The 19,561-nt window shown below is 73.4% G+C and carries 23 protein-coding genes; 5 read left to right on the top strand and 18 right to left on the bottom strand.

The window, feature by feature from the left end; genetic code table 11:
* Nucleotides 1-130 precede the first annotated feature (130 nt).
* From hpt to dacB, 4 genes are all read right to left on the bottom strand, one after another.
* Entirely contained in the window at nt 131-685 is a 555-nt protein-coding gene (gene hpt / locus ABZ495_RS11600) for a hypoxanthine phosphoribosyltransferase (RefSeq protein WP_030059589.1), read from the bottom strand.
* A gap of 71 nt (nt 686-756) precedes the next feature.
* Nucleotides 757-1,881, bottom strand: a complete 1,125-nt coding sequence (gene tilS, locus ABZ495_RS11595) for a tRNA lysidine(34) synthetase TilS (protein WP_329489121.1) — start codon at nt 1,879-1,881, stop codon at nt 757-759.
* A 327-nt stretch (nt 1,882-2,208) separates the two neighbouring features.
* On the bottom strand, nt 2,209-3,384 hold the full coding sequence (locus ABZ495_RS11590) for a zinc-dependent metalloprotease (RefSeq protein WP_359803835.1): 1,176 nt from the start codon (nt 3,382-3,384) through the stop codon (nt 2,209-2,211).
* Nucleotides 3,385-3,556: 172 nt separating this feature from the next.
* On the bottom strand, nt 3,557-5,215 hold the full coding sequence (gene dacB, locus ABZ495_RS11585; protein ID WP_359835497.1) for a D-alanyl-D-alanine carboxypeptidase/D-alanyl-D-alanine-endopeptidase: 1,659 nt from the start codon (nt 5,213-5,215) through the stop codon (nt 3,557-3,559).
* Between the two features lie 76 nt (nt 5,216-5,291).
* On the opposite strand from dacB, the gene ABZ495_RS11580 reads away from it, so the two are divergent.
* Together ABZ495_RS11580 and ABZ495_RS11575 are read left to right on the top strand one after the other, a co-directional pair.
* Nucleotides 5,292-5,783, top strand: a complete 492-nt coding sequence (locus ABZ495_RS11580; RefSeq protein ID WP_329492202.1) for an inorganic diphosphatase — start codon at nt 5,292-5,294, stop codon at nt 5,781-5,783.
* 225 nt (nt 5,784-6,008) lie between these two features.
* Nucleotides 6,009-6,680: a biliverdin-producing heme oxygenase gene (locus tag ABZ495_RS11575; RefSeq protein ID WP_359803837.1), complete on the top strand. Its 672-nt coding sequence runs from the start codon at nt 6,009-6,011 to the stop codon at nt 6,678-6,680.
* Between the two features lie 73 nt (nt 6,681-6,753).
* On the opposite strand, the gene ABZ495_RS11570 is transcribed toward ABZ495_RS11575, so the two are convergent.
* Both ABZ495_RS11570 and ABZ495_RS11565 read right to left on the bottom strand, forming a co-directional pair.
* Nucleotides 6,754-6,846, bottom strand: coding sequence for an LPXTG cell wall anchor domain-containing protein (locus tag ABZ495_RS11570; RefSeq protein ID WP_359803838.1), 93 nt, complete (start codon nt 6,844-6,846; stop codon nt 6,754-6,756).
* A 110-nt stretch (nt 6,847-6,956) separates the two neighbouring features.
* The gene (locus tag ABZ495_RS11565; RefSeq protein ID WP_329489112.1) at nt 6,957-7,172 is read right to left on the bottom strand and encodes a dodecin; all 216 of its coding nucleotides are present in this window, start codon (nt 7,170-7,172) and stop codon (nt 6,957-6,959) included.
* A 229-nt stretch (nt 7,173-7,401) separates the two neighbouring features.
* Here ABZ495_RS11565 and ABZ495_RS11560 point away from each other — a divergent pair, with 229 nt between their 5' ends.
* The gene (locus tag ABZ495_RS11560; protein ID WP_359835495.1) at nt 7,402-8,535 is read left to right on the top strand and encodes an IS630 family transposase; all 1,134 of its coding nucleotides are present in this window, start codon (nt 7,402-7,404) and stop codon (nt 8,533-8,535) included.
* Nucleotides 8,536-8,542: 7 nt separating this feature from the next.
* Here ABZ495_RS11560 and ABZ495_RS11555 read toward each other — a convergent pair whose 3' ends face one another.
* Both ABZ495_RS11555 and ABZ495_RS11550 read right to left on the bottom strand, forming a co-directional pair.
* Nucleotides 8,543-9,502, bottom strand: a complete 960-nt coding sequence (locus ABZ495_RS11555; RefSeq protein WP_359835494.1) for an asparaginase — start codon at nt 9,500-9,502, stop codon at nt 8,543-8,545.
* A gap of 76 nt (nt 9,503-9,578) precedes the next feature.
* Nucleotides 9,579-10,199: an ABC transporter substrate-binding protein gene (locus tag ABZ495_RS11550; RefSeq protein WP_359835492.1), complete on the bottom strand. Its 621-nt coding sequence runs from the start codon at nt 10,197-10,199 to the stop codon at nt 9,579-9,581.
* Between the two features lie 478 nt (nt 10,200-10,677).
* On the opposite strand from ABZ495_RS11550, the gene dtd reads away from it, so the two are divergent.
* Nucleotides 10,678-11,127, top strand: a complete 450-nt coding sequence (gene dtd / locus ABZ495_RS11545) for a D-aminoacyl-tRNA deacylase (RefSeq protein WP_359803841.1) — start codon at nt 10,678-10,680, stop codon at nt 11,125-11,127.
* Nucleotides 11,128-11,152: 25 nt separating this feature from the next.
* Here the strand turns inward: dtd and ABZ495_RS11540 are convergent, their stop codons facing one another.
* From ABZ495_RS11540 to ABZ495_RS11530, 3 genes are all read right to left on the bottom strand, one after another.
* Nucleotides 11,153-12,115 carry a folate-binding protein gene (locus tag ABZ495_RS11540; protein ID WP_359835490.1) on the bottom strand — a complete coding sequence of 321 codons (963 nt, stop codon included), beginning with the start codon at nt 12,113-12,115 and terminating at the stop codon, nt 11,153-11,155.
* A 10-nt stretch (nt 12,116-12,125) separates the two neighbouring features.
* A complete protein-coding gene (locus ABZ495_RS11535; RefSeq protein WP_359803843.1) occupies nt 12,126-12,590 on the bottom strand; it encodes a Fur family transcriptional regulator in 465 nt (154 codons plus the stop codon).
* A 130-nt stretch (nt 12,591-12,720) separates the two neighbouring features.
* A complete protein-coding gene (locus ABZ495_RS11530) occupies nt 12,721-13,323 on the bottom strand; it encodes an FABP family protein (protein WP_329489106.1) in 603 nt (200 codons plus the stop codon).
* A gap of 288 nt (nt 13,324-13,611) precedes the next feature.
* On the opposite strand from ABZ495_RS11530, the gene ABZ495_RS11525 reads away from it, so the two are divergent.
* Nucleotides 13,612-13,995 (top strand): DsrE family protein, encoded by a 384-nt coding sequence (locus ABZ495_RS11525; protein WP_329489105.1) that lies wholly within the window; start codon nt 13,612-13,614, stop codon nt 13,993-13,995.
* Here ABZ495_RS11525 and ABZ495_RS11520 read toward each other — a convergent pair.
* The 7 genes from ABZ495_RS11520 to ABZ495_RS11490 form a co-directional block, all read right to left on the bottom strand.
* On the bottom strand, nt 13,989-14,273 hold the full coding sequence (locus tag ABZ495_RS11520) for a DUF3099 domain-containing protein (protein WP_329489104.1): 285 nt from the start codon (nt 14,271-14,273) through the stop codon (nt 13,989-13,991). The genes ABZ495_RS11525 and ABZ495_RS11520 overlap by 7 nt on opposite strands.
* A gap of 128 nt (nt 14,274-14,401) precedes the next feature.
* Nucleotides 14,402-14,692: a DUF1416 domain-containing protein gene (locus ABZ495_RS11515; RefSeq protein WP_093861460.1), complete on the bottom strand. Its 291-nt coding sequence runs from the start codon at nt 14,690-14,692 to the stop codon at nt 14,402-14,404.
* A 40-nt stretch (nt 14,693-14,732) separates the two neighbouring features.
* Nucleotides 14,733-15,566, bottom strand: coding sequence for a sulfurtransferase (locus ABZ495_RS11510; RefSeq protein ID WP_352293668.1), 834 nt, complete (start codon nt 15,564-15,566; stop codon nt 14,733-14,735).
* 220 nt (nt 15,567-15,786) lie between these two features.
* Entirely contained in the window at nt 15,787-15,867 is an 81-nt protein-coding gene (locus ABZ495_RS11505; protein WP_350517234.1) for an Ms5788A family Cys-rich leader peptide, read from the bottom strand.
* Nucleotides 15,868-16,162: 295 nt separating this feature from the next.
* A complete protein-coding gene (locus ABZ495_RS11500) occupies nt 16,163-16,846 on the bottom strand; it encodes a DUF2993 domain-containing protein (RefSeq protein ID WP_359835488.1) in 684 nt (227 codons plus the stop codon).
* 259 nt (nt 16,847-17,105) lie between these two features.
* Nucleotides 17,106-18,602, bottom strand: a complete 1,497-nt coding sequence (locus ABZ495_RS11495) for a hypothetical protein (RefSeq protein WP_359835486.1) — start codon at nt 18,600-18,602, stop codon at nt 17,106-17,108.
* A gap of 5 nt (nt 18,603-18,607) precedes the next feature.
* Complete coding sequence (locus ABZ495_RS11490; RefSeq protein ID WP_329489100.1) at nt 18,608-18,901, bottom strand: MoaD/ThiS family protein; 294 nt, start codon at nt 18,899-18,901, stop codon at nt 18,608-18,610.
* Nucleotides 18,902-19,561: the final 660 nt, after the last annotated feature.

Raw genomic sequence — 19,561 nt, 5'->3', positions numbered from 1 at the left:
TTGGACCGTACCGCAGTCCGACCCGCCGGTGGCGGGAGCACAGCGACACGACCTACTTCTATTTCCCCCGATGCAACGGGCGGGAACGGTCCACTGTTCCCGTCCGTAGCCCGAACGGGCCCCGAAACCCTCAGCCGCCGTAGACGTGCGGGGCGAGGGTGCCGATGAAGGGGAGGTTGCGCAGCTTCTCCGCGTAGTCGAGCCCGTAGCCGACCACGAACTCGTTGGGAATGTCGAACCCGACGTACTTGACGTCGATCTCGACCTTGGCCGCGTCGGGCTTGCGCAGCAGCGTGCAGACCTCCAGCGAGGCCGGGCCGCGCGAGCCCAGGTTGCCCAGCAGCCAGGACAGCGTCAGCCCGGAGTCGATGATGTCCTCGACGATCAGGACGTCACGGCCGGCGATGTCGGTGTCGAGGTCCTTGAGGATCCGCACCACACCGGAGGACTTGGTGCCCATCCCGTACGAGGAGACGGCCATCCAGTCCATGGTCACCTGCGAGTGCAGGGCCCGGGCGAGGTCGGCCATCACCATCACGGCACCCTTGAGGACGCCGACGATCAGCAGGTCCTTGCCTGCGTAGTCCCGGTCGATGCGCTCGGCCAGCTCCAGGAGCTTGGCGTCGATCTCGTCCTTGCTGATGAGCACCTTCGCGAGGTCAGCGCCCATGTCGTTCTGGTCCACCGGGGATACGTCCTCAAACGTTCGGGGTCTGGATGGCCGGCGGCCCGGCGCCCCGGGAGCATGCCTGCCCGTCAGTCGCCCTGCCGCCGAAAGACCAGCGTGCCACACCTACGGGTGGCTTCGACGCCCCCGGGTAGGTGCAGCGGCCCCTGGCCGCGCCAACCGGTGACCAGCAGATCGATCGTTTCGAGGTGGCGCGCGAACAGGTCCCCGGCCGGGCAGCCCGCCCGCAACGCGGCCCTGCGCAGTACCCGGCGGCGCACCGCGGGCGGCAGTTCGGCCAGCTTCCCGACGTCCAGGGTGCCCTCGCCGGTACGGAGATCGCGCTCGGCGAGCGCGGCCCACTGGTCCAGCGCGTCGGCGTCGTCGCGGAACAGTCGGGCGGTCCGGGCCAGCGCCTCGACCACGCCGCCGCCCAGGTGCTTCTCCAGCACCGGCAGGACCTCGTGCCGCACCCGGGAGCGGGTGTAGGCGGGGTCACAGTTGTGCGGGTCGTCCCAGACCGGGATCGCCTGGGCGGAACAGGCCTGGCGGGTGGCGGCCCGGTCGAGCTCCAGCAGCGGGCGGCGGTAGCGGCCCTTCTGGGCCGGCATGCCGGCCAGCGAGCGGGCACCGGAGCCGCGGGCGAGGCCCAGCAGGACCGTCTCCGCCTGGTCGTCGCGGGTGTGGCCGAGCAGGACGGCCACGGCGCCGTGACGCTCGGCGGCGGCGTCCAGGGCGGCGTAGCGGGCGTCCCGGGCGGCGGCCTCGGGGCCGCCGGCGCGGCCGACCCGGACCGGCACGGCCTCCACCGGGTCGAGCCCGAGCGAGCGGAGCCGCTCGGCGACCTGGGCGGCGCGGTCGGCGGAGCCGTTCTGGAGACCGTGGTCGACGGTGACGGCGCCGACCCGCAGGCCCAGCTTGGGGGCCTCGAAGGCGGCCGCGATGGCCAGCGCCATCGAGTCGGCGCCGCCGCTGACGGCGACCAGGACCAGCGGCGAGCCGGGCGCGGCCGGGGTGCGCGGCAGACCGGACGGGTGGCGGTGGGCGTTGCCGATCAGGGTGGTCCCGACGGCGGCGCCGACCAGCGGCGCACCGCTGGGGCGCTCGCGGGGCTCGCGGGGTGCGGCGAAGGTGGTGCCGGCCTCGGCGGCGAGGTCGGTGAGCGTGCGGCGTACGGCCAGGCGTATCGCGGCGACAGCGGGGTGTGGGCCCACGGCGGACGACTCCTTGACGGAGGGGACAGGACGGCGGTGGGCGCGGCGGGGGCCGCGCATCTGTGAGCGCCGTGTTACCGGGCGCTCACAGATGGTGGCAGAAAGGAGGCACCCGCTACGCCACCCGCGCCACCGGTACGACCACCGTCCCACGTACGGGTGAATGGAGAAACGTATCTTCACCCGCCATCTGCACGATTGGACCACTCGTACGAACGGCTTTGACCGCTGCCGACCGCCTCCGGCCCCGCCCGGAGCGCGCGCACGGAGAGCGACCGGGGCGAGTCCCCCGGCCGCCCGGGCCGAAGGGACGCCCCGGCGGGCGAGTCACCTCGCGACGCGGGCCACCCAGGCGGCGGGGTCGTGGATCTCGTCCTTGGTGGGCAGGGTGTTCGGGGACGTCCAGACCCGGTTGAAGCCGTCCATCCCGACCTGCTCCACCACGCCCCGCACGAAGACCGCGCCGTCCTGGTACTGGCGGAGCTTGGCGTCCATGCCGAGCAGTCGGCGCAGCACCAGGTCGAGCCGGTTGGCACCGCGGTCCCGGCGCTGCTGGAACTTCTCCCGGATCTCGGCCACGCTCGGCACCACGGCCGGGCCCACGCCGTCCATCACCACGTCCGCATGGCCCTCCAGCAGCGACATCACGGCCGTCAGACGGCCGAGGATCTCGCGCTGGGACGGCGACTGGACGATCTCCAGCAGTCCGGTCGATCCGGCCCCCTCGCCCCGCCCGCCGAGGCCGGGCAGGCCGCCGAGCGTGCCCGCCGCGTCCCGCAGCCGGTCCAGCAGCGCCCCCGGGTCGACGTCCGTCTCGGCCAGGAAGGACTGCACCTCGGACTGGATGTGGTCGCGCAGCCACGGCACCGCGGTGAACTGGGTGCGGTGGGTCTCCTCGTGCAGGCAGACCCAGAGCCGGAAGTCGGCCGGGTTCACGTCCAGCTCCCGCTCGACGTGCACGATGTTCGGCGCCACCAGCAGCAGCCGGCCCGGGCCGGGACCCTCGGGGCCCAGCCGGGGCTTGTCGAAGAGCGCGGCCGGGCTGTCCGGCGCCTCCAGCGAGGGCTCGGCCGGGGCGAAGGTCTCGTACTGGCCGAGCACCTTGGTCGCCAGGAACGCCAGCAGGGCGCCGACCTCGATGCCGGTGGCCTTCTCCCCCACCGCGCCGAGGACCCCGGCCGCGGCGCTGCCGCTCCGGCGGGCCTGGAGCTTCTCCACCAGGGGCTGGACCACCGTCCGGAAGCCCGCGACGTTGGCCCGCACCCAACCGGGGCGGTCCACGATCAGCACCGGGGTCGCGGTGGCCGCACCGAGGCTGCTGGAGCGCATGCCCGTGAACGCCCGGACGTGCTCCTCCGCCTCCAGGGCGTGCCTGCGCAGTTCGGCGACCACGGCCGCCGCCTCCGCGCGGCTCACCTCCGGCCCCGGCCGTACCAGCCTGGTCGCGGTTGCGACCGCGAGATTCCAGTCGACCATGTCAGCACCGCCGCTCGCGCTCGTCATGCCCTCACCGTACGTGCTCCGGCCCATCGGGGGGAGCCACGGGAGCCCACGTCCTGCCGGACGGGTGCCCGGGACGGCCGGACGCCGGGCGGCGGCCGTGCGGGGCCGAACCCCCCGCCGGTGCACGGGGATCGGCCCCGGTCGGCGTCGCGGCGGCGGCGCCGCGGGTGACTCAGTGGCAGCCGCAGGCCGCCAGTCTGGCCACGACGCGGTCCATCGCGGCGCGGGCGGTGTCGGCGGCCGCGGTGGTCTTCGTCATCACGGCGAAGGCGAGCAGGCGGCCTTCGGCGTCCACCACCGTGCCGGCCAGGGTGTTGACGCCGTTCAGGCTGCCGGTCTTGGCCCGGACCAGGCCGGCCGCCTCGGCCGCGCCGGAGCCGGCGCCGAAGCGCTTGCCGAGGGTGCCGGTGAATCCGGCGATCGGCAGGCCGGTGAGCACCGGACGCAGCGTCGGGTGCTGCTCCGAGGAGGCCAGCGCGAGCAGGTGGACGAGGACGGCGGGCGGGATCGCGTTGCCCGTGCTCAGCCCGCTGCCGTCGCCCAGCACCACCCCGGTCATCGGCACGCCGAGCCGGGCGAGCTCCTGGGTGACGGCGGTGGCGGCGCCCTCGAAGCTGGCCGGCTGGTGCGCGGCGAGCGCGGCCTGACGGGCGATCGCCTCGGCGAGGGTGTTGTCGGAGGTGGTGAGCAGGCGCTCGACCAGCCGGGCGACGGTCGGCGAATCGACCCGGCCGAGGACCGGCGCGGTGGCGGACGCGGGGGCGGCGGCGGGCTTGGCCTTGCCGTCCACGGTGATGCCCTGGGCCTTCAGCTGGGCGGCGAAGGCGTCGGCGGCCTGGCCGGCCGGGTCGGCCACCCGGGCCGGCGCGTCCTCACGGCTCTTCGGGTCGACCTTGCCCTCGTCGATCATCAGCGGGGTGACCAGCGCGATGTTGGCGGCGTCGTAGTTCTTGTGCTGGGGGCTGCCCGCGTAGAGCGAGAGGTCGTAGTCCAGCTTGACGGCGGTGGTGCCGGCGGCCTTGAGGGCGGCGGCGGTCTGCCGCGCCAGGGCCTCCAGGGAGGCGGGGGCGGTGTCGGCGTCGGCGGGCGCGCCGCCGATCTGCACCTGGTCGGCGGGCAGCGCGGTGAGGGTCGGGTCACCACCACCCACGAGGGTGATCTCGCCGGGGTTCGCACCCTTGACGACCCGGGTGGCCAACCGGGTGTCCCCCGGGATCAGCGAGAGCGCCGCGACGGTGGTCGCCAGCTTGGTGGTGGAGGCCGGGGTGGCGGGCGCGTTCTCCCCCGAGCCGTAGAGCACCCGGCCGTCCGCCGCGTCCGCGACGGCGAAGCTGACGGTGCCCAGGTTGCGGTCCGCGAGCGCGGCGGCGAGCGCCTGCTGGAGCCCCTGGGCGGTCGGCAGCGCGGCGCCCGGTCCGGCCTCGGCCGAGGCCAGGACGGCCCCAGCGACCGGGGCCGGGCGGCCGGCGGCCGGGGTGGCGGACGTCCCCGTGGGCGAACCGGCGGGCCCGGCGGGCGGGGTGCCGGGCGGCGGGGTGGTGGACGGCCCGGCGGCCCCGGTCGGGCCGGTCGGCTCCGCCGCTCCCACCCGGTTCCGGCCCTGGTCGCCGCCGCGGTCGTGCCCGCGGTCGCCGCCGCGCTCACCGTCCCCGCCGTCGTGCTTCTTTCCGTCCTCGCCGTGGCCCGCGCTGTGCCCGCCGGCCGGAGGGGAGGGCTGGGCGTACGCGCCGCCGCCCGAGCCCAGCACCGTGCCGGCGACCAGTAGTGCCGCCCCGAACAACCCTGCGGCCGTCCCCCTGCGGCGGTCTCCCGCCCCGACCACTGCTCCCACCGACCGGCCCCTTTCCTGAGCACCCGCTCCCGTAGGAGACACTTGGATTCTGTCAGTCCCTACCTTGGAGGAACCGTTGGAGTTCGACGTCCTTATCGAAATCCCTAAGGGCTCGCGCAACAAGTACGAGGTCGACCACGAGAGCGGTCGCCTTCGTCTTGACCGGATGCTGTTCACCTCGACGCGCTACCCGGCCGACTACGGCTATGTCGAGGGCACCCTGGCGGACGACGGCGACCCCCTGGACGCCCTGGTCATCCTGGAGGAGCCGACCTTCCCCGGTTGCCTGATCAAGTGCCGCGTCATCGGCATGTTCAAGATGACGGACGAGGCCGGCGGCGACGACAAGCTGCTCTGCGTCCCGGCGACCGACCCCCGCTGGGAGCACCTGCAGGACATCCACCACGTGTCGGAGTTCGACCGTCTGGAGATCCAGCACTTCTTCGAGGTCTACAAGGACCTGGAGCCCGGCAAGTCCGTCGAGGGCGCCAACTGGGTCGGCCGCGCCGAGGCCGAGGCCGAGGTCACCGCGTCGATCAAGCGGCTTGCGGAGCAGGGCGGTCACTGAGCCCTCGTACCCGATCTCGTTCGCAGGGCGGTTCGAGGTAGGTCGGGGCAGTCGGAGGCCGGGGTTGGCGGATTCGTCCGCGACCCCGGCCTTCGCCGTTCCCGGCCGCGCCCGGAGGCTCCCGCGCCGTTCCCCGACCGGTTTTGCCGACACTCTGTCGGCATGACGGCAACTCAGCTTAGGCTAACCAAAAAGTCGGGGCCCGTTCCGATCCCTGGAGGCCGCATGCCCACGCCCGAGCAGCCCGTCCCGTTCTCCACCGTGCTCCGCACCGCCAGCAGCGAGGAGCACGAGGCCGCGGAGCAGTCGTCCTTCATGAGCCGCCTGCTGGGCGGACGGCTCGGCGTCGACGCCTACGCCGACCTCACGGGCCAGCTCTGGTACGTCTACCGGGCGCTGGAGGGCCGGACCGCCGAGCTGGCGGACCACCCGGTGGCCGGACCGTTCATCGACCGGGCCCTGCTGCGCACCGCCGCCATCGAGCGCGACCTGGAGCACCTGCGCGGGCCCGGCTGGCGCGAGGGGCTGGCGCCGCTGCCCGCCACCGCCGCGTACGTGGCCCGGGTGGAGGAGCTGGCGGCCGAGTGGCCGGCCGGGTACATCGCGCACCACTACACCCGCTACCTCGGCGACCTGTCGGGCGGTCAGATCATCCGCGGCATCGCCGAGAAGACCTGGGGCTTCGAGCGCAAGGGCGACGGCGTGCGCTTCTACGTGTTCGAGGAGGTCGACAACCCGGCCGCCTTCAAGCGCGACTACCGGGCCAAGCTGGACGCCGCCGGGCTCGCGCTGGACGACATCGAGCGCCGCCGGGTGGTCGAGGAGTGCAAGCGCGCCTTCGTGCTCAACGGCGCGATCTTCCACGACCTGGACGGGCGTTACCCGCTGAGCGCCTGACCACCGCCGCGCGGGAACGTCCCCGCACCGGGGCGCCCGCGCCCGACCGGACGGCGAAGCACCGGGCCCCGGATCAGGCCTGCGCGGCGGTCCGGCGGCGGGCCAGCACCGTGGCGCTGCCACCGAGCAGCAGCAGACCGGCCGCGGTGGCCAGCGGCGGCACCACCGACCGCTGAGCAGGGGACGGGCGCCGAGCACGGGCGGGCGCCGAACTCCGGCGACCGCTGGACACGGCCGACCGCTGCGCACCGGGGCCCGGCGCGCGCCGGGCCCCGGTCAGGCGTCGTCGTCGAGCCGGAAACCGACCTTCAGACCGACCTGGTAGTGCTGGATCCGGCCCTCCGCCAGGTGCCCCCGGACCTGCGTCACCTCGAACCAGTCGAGGTTGCGCAGCGTCCGGGAGGCCCGCTCCACCCCGTTGCGGATGGCGGCGTCGATGCTCTCGGTCGAAGACCCGACGATCTCGGTCACCCGGTAGACGTGCTCGCTCATGACGGACTCCCTCACCTGTGCGACGGCCCCCGTCCACCGTGCACCGCCACCGGCCGGTCCGCACTCCGGCGCCCGCCGGGCGGGCCCGGGGCCCGTCCTCGGGAGCGCGGCGCCGCCCCGTGCCGGGGAACCCGGGCACGGGCCTAGTGCCGCATCAGACTGCGTTCGCCTCGTTGTGATGTGCCGCTCGGTTGCCGCCTAGCGGCAACCGAGCGGTCAGAATGATCACGTGGCAGAGCGCGTGAGAGTGCGGGACATCGATGACGATGAAGGCAGGCGGTTGCTGCGGATCGTGCGCCGCGGCACCGGGTCGGTGGTGACCTGGCGCCGGGCCCAGATGGTGCTGCTGTCCGCGCAGGGCATGCCCGTGCCGAAGATCGCCGAGGTGACGTTCACCAGCCCGGACCGGGTCCGGGACGTGGTCCACAACTTCAACGCCGACGGCTTCGAGTCGCTCTACCCGAAGTACAAGGGCGGACGGCCGAGGACGTTCACCCTCCCGGAGCGCCGGGAGATCAAGAAGATCGCCAAGTCCAGGCCGGCTGAGCACGGCCTGCCGTTCTCGACCTGGAGCCTGGCCAAACTGGCCGACTTCCTGGTCGCCGAGGGGGTGGTCGACGACATCAGCCACGAGGGCCTTCGGGTCCTGCTCCGCGAGGAGGGCGTGTCCTTTCAACGCGTGAAGACCTGGAAGACCTCCCGCGACCCCGACTACGCCGCCAAGAAGGCAAGGGTCGAGCACCTCTACGCCATCGCCGACGGCGAGGTCGTACCCGAGGAAGGCGAGCCCGAAGTCGTCTTCTGCCTGGACGAGTTCGGCCCGCTCAACCTCCAGCCCCACCCCGGCCGGCAGTGGGCCGAACGGGGCGGGAAGCACAAGGACCCCGACCGTGAGCCCAGGCCTCGGCGGCGGGCCACCTACACCCGCCCGCACGGGGTCCGACACCTGTTCGCCGCCTACGATCTCGCCAAGGACCAGCTCTACGGCCACGTCAAGAAGACCAAGAACCGCTCCAAGTTCCTGGAGTTCTGCCGCTACCTGCGCTCCCTGCACGCGGCCAGTGTTCGTATTGCGATCATCTGCGACAACTACTCGCCGCACCTGACGACGAAGCGGTGCCAGCGGGTCGGGACCTGGGCGGAGGCGAACAACGTGGAGATCGCCTACACCCCGACCAACAGCTCCTGGCTCAACCGGATCGAGGCCCAGTTCACCGCCCTGCGCTACTTCGCCCTCGACGGCACCGACCACGCCAGCCACAAGGAACAGGGCAGCATGATCCGCCGCTACATCATCTGGCGGAACAAGCACGCCGCCGACGAGCGCCTACGCGAAGTCGTCACCAGGGCAAACGTTGCCTGATGCGGCACTAGAAGGCCGCCCGGATCTCGCCCACCGGCACCCCGCCGCCGAGCAGCGGCGCGGCCGCGATCCGCTCCACCGTGCCGTCCGCCGTGGTCACCCCGAGCCGGCGCAGCGCGGCCGCCAGGACCGGCCCGCGGGCCCGCTCGGCACCGTCGTCGATCTTGAAGGCGAGAGCCCGGCCGTCCGGCAGCGCCACCGCCTGCACGGCCTCGGCCCCCATCTTGGACAGCGCGCCCGGCACCGCCCGCATCAGCCAGGTGTCGGCCCGGCGGGTGCCGGCCACGTACTCGGGGTGGGCGCGCATGGCGTCGGCCACCCGGCGCTGCGGCGTCCCCGGCTCGGCCCCCAGCAGCGCCCGGTAGCCGCGGGCCAGGCCGGTCAGGCTGACGGCCAGCAGCGGGGCGCCGCAGCCGTCCACCCCGGCGTGCGCCGCCGGCTCGCCGGTGGCCTCCGCCATGGCCTCGCGGGCCAGCACCTGGAGCGGGTGCGCCGGGTCGAGGTAGCTCTCGGTCGGCCAGTCGTTGGCGACGCAGGCGGCCAGCCAGCCGGCGTGCTTGCCGGAGCAGTCCATCAGGATCGGTGCGCGCCCGCCGCCGGACCGCAGGTGCAGCTCGGCCTCGGTCTCGTCGAGCGGCAGGTCGGCCGGGGTCCGCAGGGCGGACTCGTCCAGCCCAGCGTCACCCAGGATCCGCCGTACGCCGTCCAGGTGAAACGATTCCGCGGAGTGGCTGGAGGCGGCCAGCGCCAGCAGCTCGCCCTCGATCGCCAGGCCCGCCCGCAGGGTGGCCACCGCCTGGAACGGCTTGGCGCACGAACGCGGGAAGACCGGGGCGTCGGGGTCGCCCAGCGCGAAGTCCACCGAGCCGTCGGCGGCGAGCAGGACCAGCGATCCGTGGTGCCGGCCCTCGGTGAAGCCGGAGCGTATGACCTCGGCGAGCACGGGCAGGGCGACGGAGTGGGACATGGCGGAAGCCTTCCGGGGTGAGGGTGGGCCGGGGGCGAGCCGGACCGCACGCACCCGCCCCGGACACCTCACCCGGTCAGAGCGGGCCGCCCGCGAGCAGGTCGTCGACCCGCGCTTCCCCATCACGGTACCTGCGGGTGATCTCGGCACTGCAGCCGTCCGCCGTCCGCAGCAGCAGCTGCCGCCGGCCGGACACCTCGCGCTCGTGCGCGCGCAGCCGGTCCAGCGCGGCCAGCAGCTCCTCGGGCGGGTGCGCGGCCAGGTCGGCCAGCTGGACATCGCCCATCAGGGCGTCCGCCTCCAGCTGGGACTGCTGGCCGCGGGGCGGCCCCATGGTGACGTGCCGGGCGGAGCGGCGGACCGTCGACGGGGCATCGGTGAGGATGGCCGGCAGCCGGTCCAGCAGCGCGCCGCCCGCCGGGCTCTCACCCCCGGCCGCCACCAGGAGCGCGCCCGGCCGGCGGTCGAGTTCGGCCCGCAGGATGTCCATCCGACCGTGCAGCAGGCGCCGCAGATAGGAGAGGTCCGCCTCCTGCTCCAGGGTCTCCCGGCGCAGGGTGCGCAGCTGCTCCAGGCCCAACCGCCCCAGATCGGGCTCACCCTCCGTACCCGCTGCCAGGCCGGAGGAGCCCCCCACCGGCTCCGGCCCCTCCGGCGTCTGCCCGGACCGGCCCCGTGCCGTGCTGCTCGCGTCCATCAACCAACCACCTGCCGTCGTCCGATCCCGCCCGCTCGCGGCACCCCGTCGCCTGCCGCCGGTCCGACCCGTCCCCCGGGCGGGCCGTCGCGCGTACCCGCCGCGCACACCCGTCCGATGGCACGCGCGATCGCCCCCGAAAGGTTCCCGCCCCCGCCGATGCCACCCCACGGGGCGACACCACCAGAACGCCTGACCTACCGACTCGACCACCCGGCCGAACGGACCCGGCGCGGCGGACCTCTGGCGCCCCGGACCCTCGTACCGCCCCAGCGTGCCACCCCGCCCACCGCCGGTGCACCGCCCGTGCACCCGAACGGCCCCCTGGCGAACGGGGGTGGCTGATATGACCGGGGCTTTTCGCAGCGAGAGCGGCATCCCCTGGCGCGCAGGCGCGCACCACCCGGCGCGTACGGGTCTTGCGCACGCCCCTCAGGGGGCCGCCGGAACGCGCCGCCCGCTCCGGCACAATGGCCGCATGCGAGCAGTGGTGCAGCGAGTGACCGAGGCCAGGGTGACGGTGGCCGGCGAGACCGTCGGCGCGATCGAGGGACCGGGGCTCTGCGTCCTGGTCGGCGTCACCCACGAGGACACCCCCGCCAAGGCGGCCCAACTGGCCCGCAAGCTCTGGACGCTACGACTGCTGGAGCCGGACGAGGCCCGGGCCGACGGGGTCGAGCAGTCCTGCTCGGACCTGGGCGCGCCGCTCCTGGTGATCAGCCAGTTCACCCTCTACGGGGACGCCCGCAAGGGCCGCCGCCCCACCTGGAACGCCGCTGCCCCCGGCCCGGCCGCCGAGCCGCTGGTGGACGAGGTGGTCGCCCAGCTGCGCGCCCTGGGCGCCAAGGTCGAGACCGGCCGCTTCGGCGCGGACATGCGGGTCGCACTGGTGAACGACGGCCCGTTCACCGTCCTGGTCGAGGTCTGACCGGACCGGGGCCCGACCGGCCCGGCTACTGCGGGACGATCACGTCCTGCGTCCCCGGCACCGTCCCGGCCAGCAGCACCGCGTCCACCGGGACGTTCCGCTTGACGACCGCCAGCGCGATCGGCCCCAGCTCGTGGTGGCGCGCCGAGGACGTCACGGAGCCCAGTGCCCGGCCGTCCGGGTCCGAGGCGAGCCGCACCTCGGTACCGTGCGGGGGCAGCGTCTCCTCGGTGCCGTCCAGGTGCAGGAAGACCAACCGGCGCGGCGGCCGGCCCAGGTTGTGCACCCGGGCGACCGTCTCCTGGCCGCGGTAGCAGCCCTTCTGCAGGTGGACGGCGGTCGTCAGCCAGTCCACCTCGTGCGGGATGGTCCGGTGGTCGGTCTCGAAGCCGAGCCGCGGCCGGTGGCCCTCGATCCGCAGCGCCTCGTACGCCCAGATCCCGGCCGCCGGGCCGTAGCCCCCGGTCAGCGCCGCCAGCTCGGCACGCGGCAGGAAGAGGTCCCGCCCGTAGGCCAGCTCGCGGACCGCCGCCGCGCCGTCCGCCGCGGCGGTGGAGCCGGCCGGCAGGTGGACCACCGCGTAGTCGGCGGTCGCGTCGGCGACCTCGACCCGGTAGAAGAACTTCATGCTCTCCAGGTAGCCGAGCAGCGCCTGCGCCGTGCCCGGCTCGACGTGCGCCCAGGTGGTGGTGCCGTCGTCGACCAGGTACAGGGCGTGCTCGACGTGTCCGTTCGGGGAGAGCACCAGCGCCTCGGTGGCCTGCTGCACGGGCAGCTCGCTGACGTGCTGGGTGAGCAGCAGGTGCAGCCAGGCCAGCCGGTCGTCGCCGGTCACGGTGATCACGCCGCGGTGGGAGAGGTCCACGAAACCGCTGCCCCGCGCGAGGTTGCGTTGCTCGCGGAAGATGTCGCCGTAGTGGGCGGCCACGCCCTCGTCGGTTCCCTCGGCGGGGACGGCACCGGGCAGCGCAAGCAGCGGGCTCTTCATACCGGCCAGCTTACGGCCGGTCCTCGGCGAGCTTGGCGGTGCAGTCGGCGCAGCGGCCGAAGATGGCGAAATGCTTGAGGTCGGTGTCGAAGCCGTGCCGCTCGCGCAGGCTCTCGATCAGCGGCCGGGCGATCTCGGTACCGGTCTCGGTGACCTTCTCGCAGTCCCGGCAGACCAGGTGCAGGTGGTGGTGACGGCCCGCCAGGTGGTACGTCGGAGCGCCGTGGCCGAGGTGCGCGTGCGACACCAGGCCGAGCTCCTCCAGCAGCTCCAGGGTCCGGTAGACGGTGGAGATGTTGATGCCGCTGGCCGTCCGGCGGACGTGCCCGAGGATGTCGTCCGGGGTCGCGTGGTCGAGCACGTCGACCGCCTCCAGGACGAGCTGGCGCTGGGGCGTGAGGCGGTAGCCGCGCTGACGCAGATCGGCCTTCCAGTCGCCGGAGAGCTGCCAGTCTGTGGTGCCGGTGTCCGCCACGGTGCTGTCCCTGCCAAGGTCGGGGGTCCTGATGCAAGTGTAGGGACCGGCCGTCGGCCGGTCCCTACCTCGTGCGCGGTGGGCTGTGGGCTGTGCCCGGCGGTGAGCCGTGCTCAGCGGTGAGCCGTGCTCAGCGGAAGAAGGCGATGCCGTCGTCCGGCAGGTCGTTGATGTCCTTGATCAGCTGGGCCGGGCTGAGCACCTTCTTCAGCTGCGCCGACATGTACGGGCGCAGCGGCACGTTCGGGGCGGCCTTCTCGCCGACCCAGAGCAGCTCCTCGTTGACGAAGCCGAAGAGACGCTTGCCGCCCGAGTACTCCGGCGAGCCCTCGATCCGGGCCACCGCGTCGGTGGAGACGTCGATCTGCGGCTTGCCGTCGGCCAGCTCGCCGTACCAGATCTCCACGGCGCCGTCGTCCCGGACGGAGGAGATCTCGATCCCGCGGGCACCGCTGGTGCCGTGCTGGTTGCTGGTCACGCGCCAGAACGCGTGCTCGTTCTCCAGCGGGCGGACCTTCTCGCCCTCGCTGTCCAGCACCCAGGTGCGGGAGCGGAACTCCAGGAACGGCCGGCCGTCGTGCCGGAAGACGATCTCCTGGCCGAAGTTGCACTTCTCCGCACCGGCGGCCTCCTCGCCGGGCAGCGGCGCGTAGACGCCCGCGCCCTCCCAGGTGCCGAGGAGGAAGGCGAGCGGGACGACGTCCTTGTGGAGGTCAGAGGGGATCTCGATCATGTTCCTGGTCGCTGTCGTCGACGATGTGGGGCAGCTTCAACCGTACGGCAGCCGGACTCAGCGCTGGCCCTGGTACAGCTTCATCACCGAGAAGATGGCGAACCAGGTGATCAGCACGGCCATGAGGGCCAGCAGACCGTCGAAGAAGATTTCCAGACCGGACACGGGGGGCTCCCAGGGCGGCGACAGTGTGGTGGATTTTGCTGGCGCTCACTCTATCCGCCGGGTGACGACGGGTCTCGGTGAGCCCCACCACGTCGGCATTTCGCCGGGATCTAGGGTGGCGGCATGTCCTCCGATACGAAGTCCGACTCGAAGAAGCTCGTCATCAAGGTCACCGCCGGTGCGGACGCGCCGGAGCGCTGCTCGCAGGCCTTCACGGTGGCGGCGGTGGCCGTCGCCAGCGGGATCGAGGTCTCGCTCTGGCTGACCGGCGAGTCGTCCTGGTTCGCCCTGCCGGGGCGGGCGGCGGAGTTCGAGCTGCCGCACGCGGCGCCGCTGCCGGACCTGCTGGAGTCGATCCTGGCGGCCGGCACCGTCACCCTCTGCACCCAGTGCGCGGCCCGGCGCGGGATCGAGCAGAAGGACACCGTCGAGGGCGTCCGGATCGCGGGCGCGCAGGTCTTCGTCAGCGAGATCATGGCGGACGGCGTGCAGGCCCTCGTCTACTGATCCGGCCCCCGCCGCCCCTCGTGGTCCGGGTGGTCCCGGTCGTGACCGGGGTCGTCCCACTTCGGGTCCTCCCAGCGCGGGTCGTTCCACCAGTCGTCCTCGGGGTCCCGCTTGTTCGCGAACACCGCGGCGGCGGGCGGGATCACCATCGCGACCACGCACATGCCGATCGCGGCCGGGACGGACCAGAACCGGACCACGCCCCAGGCCAGGACGAACAGCCCCAGGCAGACGCCCATCATGGCGAAGTAGTAGCGATGCCGCCGGCTCCCCTGCACGCTTCCACCGTACGACCGAGGGCCCCTGCGGAAGCAGGGGCCCTCGGGATCGGATCCGGCGCACTCGGTCACCCGGAGCGCTCGGCGTGCGAAGCGCACGCGGGGCGCTCGGAGCGGGGTCAGAGCGCTCAGACGGCGATGGCGACCTCGGTCAGGTTGCCCTGGGAGGCGACCACCTGGCGGTCCACGGTCTGCCCCGGGACGAGCGCGCGCAGCGTCCACTTGCCCGGGCGGGCGAAGAACCGGAACTGGCCGGTCGCCGAGGTGGGCACCTCGGCCGTGAACTCGCCGCCCTCGTCGAGCAGCCGGACGTAGCCGTTCACCGGCTCGCCGTCTCGGGTCACGGAACCCTGGATGATCGTCTCGTTCGCCACGTCAACTCCTGCCAGGTCCGGCCCACCGGCCTTCGCACCGCACATGTCTTGTCTTCCCTTCAGCCTTACGGGTGGAGCCGGCGGTTCAGTTGCCGAGCTCGATCGGCACGCCGACGAGGCTGCCGTACTCGGTCCAGGAGCCGTCGTAGTTCTTCACGTTCTCCTGGCCGAGCAGCTCGTGCAGCACGAACCAGGTGAGCGCGGAGCGCTCGCCGATGCGGCAGTAGGCGATGGTGTCCTTGGCCAGGTCGATGCCCTCGGCCTCGTACAGGGCCTTCAGCTCGTCGTCGCTCTTGAAGGTGCCGTCGTCGTTGGCGTTCTTGGCCCACGGGATGTTGCGGGCGCTCGGCACGTGGCCGGGGCGCTGCGACTGCTCCTGCGGGAGGTGGGCCGGGGCGAGCAGCTTGCCGGAGAACTCGTCGGGCGAGCGGACGTCGACCAGGTTGAGGGTGCCGATGGCGGCGATCACGTCGTCGCGGAAGGCACGGATCGAGGAGTCGACGGCCTGCGCCTTGTACTCGGTCGCGGGGCGGGCCGGCACCTCGGCGACCAGGTCGCGGGAGTCCAGCTCCCACTTCTTGCGGCCGCCGTCCAGCAGGCGGACATCGCCGTGGCCGTACAGCTTGAAGTACCAGTAGGCGTACGAGGCGAACCAGTTGTTGTTGCCGCCGTAGAGCACCACGATGTCGTCGTTGGCGATGCCCTTGGCGCTCAGCAGCGCCTCGAAGCCGGCCTGGTCGATGAAGTCGCGGCGGACCGGGTCCTGGAGGTCGCTCTTCCAGTCGATCCGGACGGCGTTGCGGATGTGGTTCTTGTCGTAGGCGGAGGTGTCTTCGTCGACCTCGACGATGACAACCTTCGGGTCGTCCAGGCGGGCCTGGACCCAGTCGGCGTCGACCAGGACGTCGCTGCGGCTCATGGTGGTGTTCTCCATCCGAGGGCGGTTTGCGGAAGGTGCTGCTGCGGGTGCTCGTCGGCGGCCGTTCCGAATTCATGTCCGAATGATGGGACGAACCAGGGAGGCGCACTGTTCCGAGCGGTGGTCTGCGGTGTGCAGCGGGAACGGCCGGTACGGGGTACCGGGCCAGATCACCGGGAAAATCGGCGGCGGGCGGGAAATGCCCTGCAAAGACGCCGAGTTAGCGCATTCGACACAGACAGGCGGCCACGCGGCACAGGTCTACCGCCCGCCGCTTCGTGAGGTCCGTCTGTCGCTTCATGCCGACGATGCTAGGGACACGGGGTACCCGCTGTCATCAGCGTATCGAATACTGAGACCAGATGGCTCAGATAACGAGATTTGACCTTCCCGTGGTGGGCAGGAACCGGCCAACCGCCGTTCGGGGCCTCCAGGGGGGACGGTCGGGGGCGGGAAGCACACCGCTCCACGGTCGGCGCTGGACAGCGCGTCTCGCGGAGCGGAACAGGGGCAAGGGGTACGGGGTACGGGATACGGGGGATGGTGGTGCGGGCCGGCGGTGTGGCAGGCGGTGCGGGCCGGCGCTGCGGCCGGCGTCAGCCGATCAGGGTCACGCCGTCGCCCTGGAAGGACAGCTGGAGGCCCTCCTCCTTCGGGGTCACCCCGGACAGCTTCAGCCCGGCCGGGAGCTGGTCGAGGGTGAAACTGACCGGATCCACCTTCTGGTTGGTCAGGCCCGCCACCATCGCGGCCACCCCGCTGAGCTGGAACCCGTCCGTCGTGACGGTGTTGCCCTGGCTGTGCACCGAACCCTCGCCGACCGCGAGCGGGCCCAGCGACGCCTTGATCCTGCCCGGCCCGCCGTACGACAGGCTCAACCGGGCGTTGGGGGCCACCGGCAGCTTCCCGGCGGCGGGCACCATCTCGGCGGCGGGCGGCAGCAGCTGGGCGAGGTCGGCGTAGGAGATCAGGCCACTGCCGCTGCCCTTGGCCACCGTGGCGCTGCGCAGGCTGTCGCTCACCGCGACGCCGGACAGCCGGGCCTCGAAGGAGTGCAGCGCCACCTGGCGGGTGCCGTCACCGACGGTCAGCCCGTCGGCCGAGATCCGGAGGTCGTCCACCTTCTTCGACAGCAGATCGGTGAGGAACGGGACGTCGCCGATCGACACGTCCGGCCGATGGCTCATCCGGCCGCTCTTCACCAGTTGCTCCGCGACCTCGTCCTCGGCCAGGCCCACGGCGATCCGGTCCGCGCCCACCAGCAGGCCGGAAAGGACCACCAAACCGATCGTCGCCTTCAGCCAACCGCGCATCGCTCTCCCCCGTCATCGCCCGCCGCTGTCGTCGTACGCGTCGTTCTCTTCGTCGATCTCGTCTTACCGGTCGGTCCGGTCCTACTCGTCGGTCCGGACGGCGCCACCGGGCCCGCGAGCGCCCCGCCCGGCCGGCCGCCGCGACGGCCGCGCTCGCACGACCGTACGACGCCCGGCTCCGGACCATGGTTCCGGAGCCGGGCGTCGCGGGGCGTGCCGCCGGACCTCAGCCCGCCAGCAGCCGGGTGGCGATCCAGATCAGCGGCGAGGCCACCGCCAGCGGCAGGGCCACGCCCGCCGTCATGTGCACGAAGCGGGACGGGAAGTCGTACCCGGCCACCCGGCGGCCGACCAGGGCGCCCAGACCCGCCAGCACGCCCAGCGCCAACGGGGCGCCGACGACCAGGCCGAACACCACGGCCGCCAGCAGTCCGAGCACCGGGCCCAACTGCTTCGGACCGGGCAGCGGCGCCGCGGCCAGCACGGTGGCCAGCGCGACAGCACCGACTGCCGCCGGCACCCAGTCCGCCAGCAGCAGCGCGGTGCAGAGCACCGTCACCACGCTGGCCGAACCGAGCACGGTGAGCGCGTAGAACCGCTCCTTCGGGTCCGAGGGGCGGAACGTCTGGAGCACCAGGACCAGCAGGAAGAACCCGCCCAGGGTGCCGACGACGGCTGCCGCCCCGTCGTCCGAGTCGGCCAGCAGGACCGCCACGTCGGCGGTGAGACCGGCCAGCACGGCGAGGGCGATGCCCTGACGGGCCGGCCACATGCCGTTCAGCCGGAACCAGCCGGCCGCGGTCAGCACCTGGAGCAGCGCGACGACCAGCGCCAGCGCCGGCTGCCCGATCGCCGCGCCCCCGGCCAGCAGCGCGGCCGCACCGGAGGTGATCAGGGCGGGCTGCAGGCCCGGGTCGATGATCGGCGAACCGGTCCGGACGGGCGCGGCGGAACCGGGCGCGACCGGTCCGGGCGCGGCGGTGCCTGGGCGACCCGGCACAGCGCCGTGCGGGGCACCGGCGCGGCGGCGGCCGGTGGGGGCACCGGGGCCGTCGGCGGGAGCCGTCGGGCGCTTGAGCGTCATGGTCGGCGAGTCGAGGACGGGCGCCGGGGCGGGGGCCGGGTTCGCGGCCGGGGCCGGCGCGGGCGGCATCGCGCCCGACACCACCACCGGTGGGAGCAGCGTCGTCGCCGCGTCGTCCATCGGCGGGACGGGCGGGAGCAGGGCCGTCACCGCGTCGTCGACGGGCGGCTGGGCGTAGGGCTGCTGCCCGTACGGCTGCGGCTGTTGCCCGTACGGCGGTCCGGCCTGCTGCGGTCCGCCCGGCCGGGCCTGCTGACGCCGCTGCCCGTACGGCTGCTGCGGAGGCCGGGGCTGTCCGTACGGCGGCTGCTGCGGGGGCTGCTGCTGCCCGTACGGCTGCTGGGGCGGCTGCTGCGCGGGGCCGCCGCCGTACGGCGGCGGCTGCCCGGGAGCACCGGCCGGCGGCCGGCTCCCCGGGTGCTCCGGCTGCCCGGGTGCCCGGCCCGCGGCGGGGTCGGGGGCCGGGGCGGGGGCGGGGGCGGGGGCGTACGGCCGGGCCACCTGCTCCTGCGGCTCCGGCGCGTACCCCTGCTGGGGGGCGTACGGATGCTGGGACTGCGGCTGCGGCTGCTGCTGCTGCTGCCAGCCGCCCGGGCCGGTGCCCTGCGGGCCGCCGTTCACGTTGTTCGGGTCCGTCACGCCGCTCACCCTCCCGCGAACGGCGGGAGCACCTCGACCGTGCCGCCCTCGGTGAGGGACACCGTCGCGTGGTCACGGCCGCCGACGGGAGAGCCGTCGACCAGGTAGGAGCAGTGTCCGAGCAACCGGACGAGCTTCGGCCGGTCGGCGTGCCGCGTCCTGGCCGCCGCGAGTGCCTCCGCCAGGGTCGCCGCCTCGTACGGCTCCTCGGCCAGCCCGGCCTCCGACTTCGCCGCCGCCCAGTAGCGGATCGTCCCGCTCACCCGAGCGGCGCCCGCTGGTTCGGTGGTCGCGCCCATGGCAACCCCTTCTCGTCGTCCTCGCCCGGGCCCGGTGCCCCGGGCGGGTCCCCACCGGCGGCCGAACACCACTCGAAAGAGGTACGCGTACGGTGCCGCCGATACGCGTCCCATGATGGCGTGTCCGCCGACCCGACCGGCAATCGCCCTGGCCGCGCGGGTGCCGGCGCCCGCGCGACGCTGTGGTCAGGCTCACCCCCGGCGTGCCCGAAAAGGCCGAACGGCCGCTTTCGAGCCCTCCCGGCGAGAGAGCAGGTCGGCTATCCTCGACCCCTGAGGGATCCGGGCAGAGTCGCCCCCGGATCCTTTCGTGCTTTCAGGACGCCAGTACGGACGTTCTTGCGATTCGTCGGCCCACCCCCGGCGCGGAGCAGGAACCGCCCCGCCATTCCCGGCACAACGACGTACCGGGACCAGGACGGGGTGTCGGATCCCGGCTCCGGGCCGCCGCCCGGTACGGGACAGACCGGAAGGTTCACGGGATGGGCAGGGCAGAAACGGTGCACCAGGGGTTGCGGGACCTCCGACGCACGCCTCGTTCTGCCGTGCACGCCGGTGAATCCTCCGGTGGACGCCTGGCCTCCTCCCCCACCTCCCTCGCGTCGCCCGCCGCCGCCCCACCCGGGGCCCGCGCGCGACACCTCCTCGCACGTGCGCCAA

The sequence above is a fragment of the Kitasatospora sp. NPDC005748 genome (assembly GCF_040630735.1).
Lineage (GTDB): Bacteria > Actinomycetota > Actinomycetes > Streptomycetales > Streptomycetaceae > Kitasatospora.
Note: the sequence above shows the minus strand (reverse complement) of the source record. Positions and strands in the feature narration are given on the sequence as shown.

Excerpts from the sequence above, each read along its gene's own strand:
- ABZ495_RS11490 (WP_329489100.1), bottom strand. The coding sequence starts at position 18,901 with ATGGGCGCGACCACCGAACCAGCGGGCGCCGCTCGGGTGAGCGGGACG.
- ABZ495_RS11515 (WP_093861460.1), bottom strand. The coding sequence starts at position 14,692 with ATGTGCGGTGCGAAGGCCGGTGGGCCGGACCTGGCAGGAGTTGACGTG.
- dtd (WP_359803841.1), top strand. The coding sequence starts at position 10,678 with ATGCGAGCAGTGGTGCAGCGAGTGACCGAGGCCAGGGTGACGGTGGCC.
- ABZ495_RS11525 (WP_329489105.1), top strand. The coding sequence starts at position 13,612 with ATGTCCTCCGATACGAAGTCCGACTCGAAGAAGCTCGTCATCAAGGTC.
- ABZ495_RS11510 (WP_352293668.1), bottom strand. The coding sequence starts at position 15,566 with ATGAGCCGCAGCGACGTCCTGGTCGACGCCGACTGGGTCCAGGCCCGC.
- ABZ495_RS11555 (WP_359835494.1), bottom strand. The coding sequence starts at position 9,502 with ATGTCCCACTCCGTCGCCCTGCCCGTGCTCGCCGAGGTCATACGCTCC.
- ABZ495_RS11505 (WP_350517234.1), bottom strand. The coding sequence starts at position 15,867 with ATGAAGCGACAGACGGACCTCACGAAGCGGCGGGCGGTAGACCTGTGC.
- ABZ495_RS11530 (WP_329489106.1), bottom strand. The coding sequence starts at position 13,323 with ATGATCGAGATCCCCTCTGACCTCCACAAGGACGTCGTCCCGCTCGCC.
- ABZ495_RS11550 (WP_359835492.1), bottom strand. The coding sequence starts at position 10,199 with ATGGACGCGAGCAGCACGGCACGGGGCCGGTCCGGGCAGACGCCGGAG.
- ABZ495_RS11565 (WP_329489112.1), bottom strand. The coding sequence starts at position 7,172 with ATGAGCGAGCACGTCTACCGGGTGACCGAGATCGTCGGGTCTTCGACC.
- ABZ495_RS11575 (WP_359803837.1), top strand. The coding sequence starts at position 6,009 with ATGCCCACGCCCGAGCAGCCCGTCCCGTTCTCCACCGTGCTCCGCACC.
- ABZ495_RS11590 (WP_359803835.1), bottom strand. The coding sequence starts at position 3,384 with ATGACGAGCGCGAGCGGCGGTGCTGACATGGTCGACTGGAATCTCGCG.
- ABZ495_RS11540 (WP_359835490.1), bottom strand. The coding sequence starts at position 12,115 with ATGAAGAGCCCGCTGCTTGCGCTGCCCGGTGCCGTCCCCGCCGAGGGA.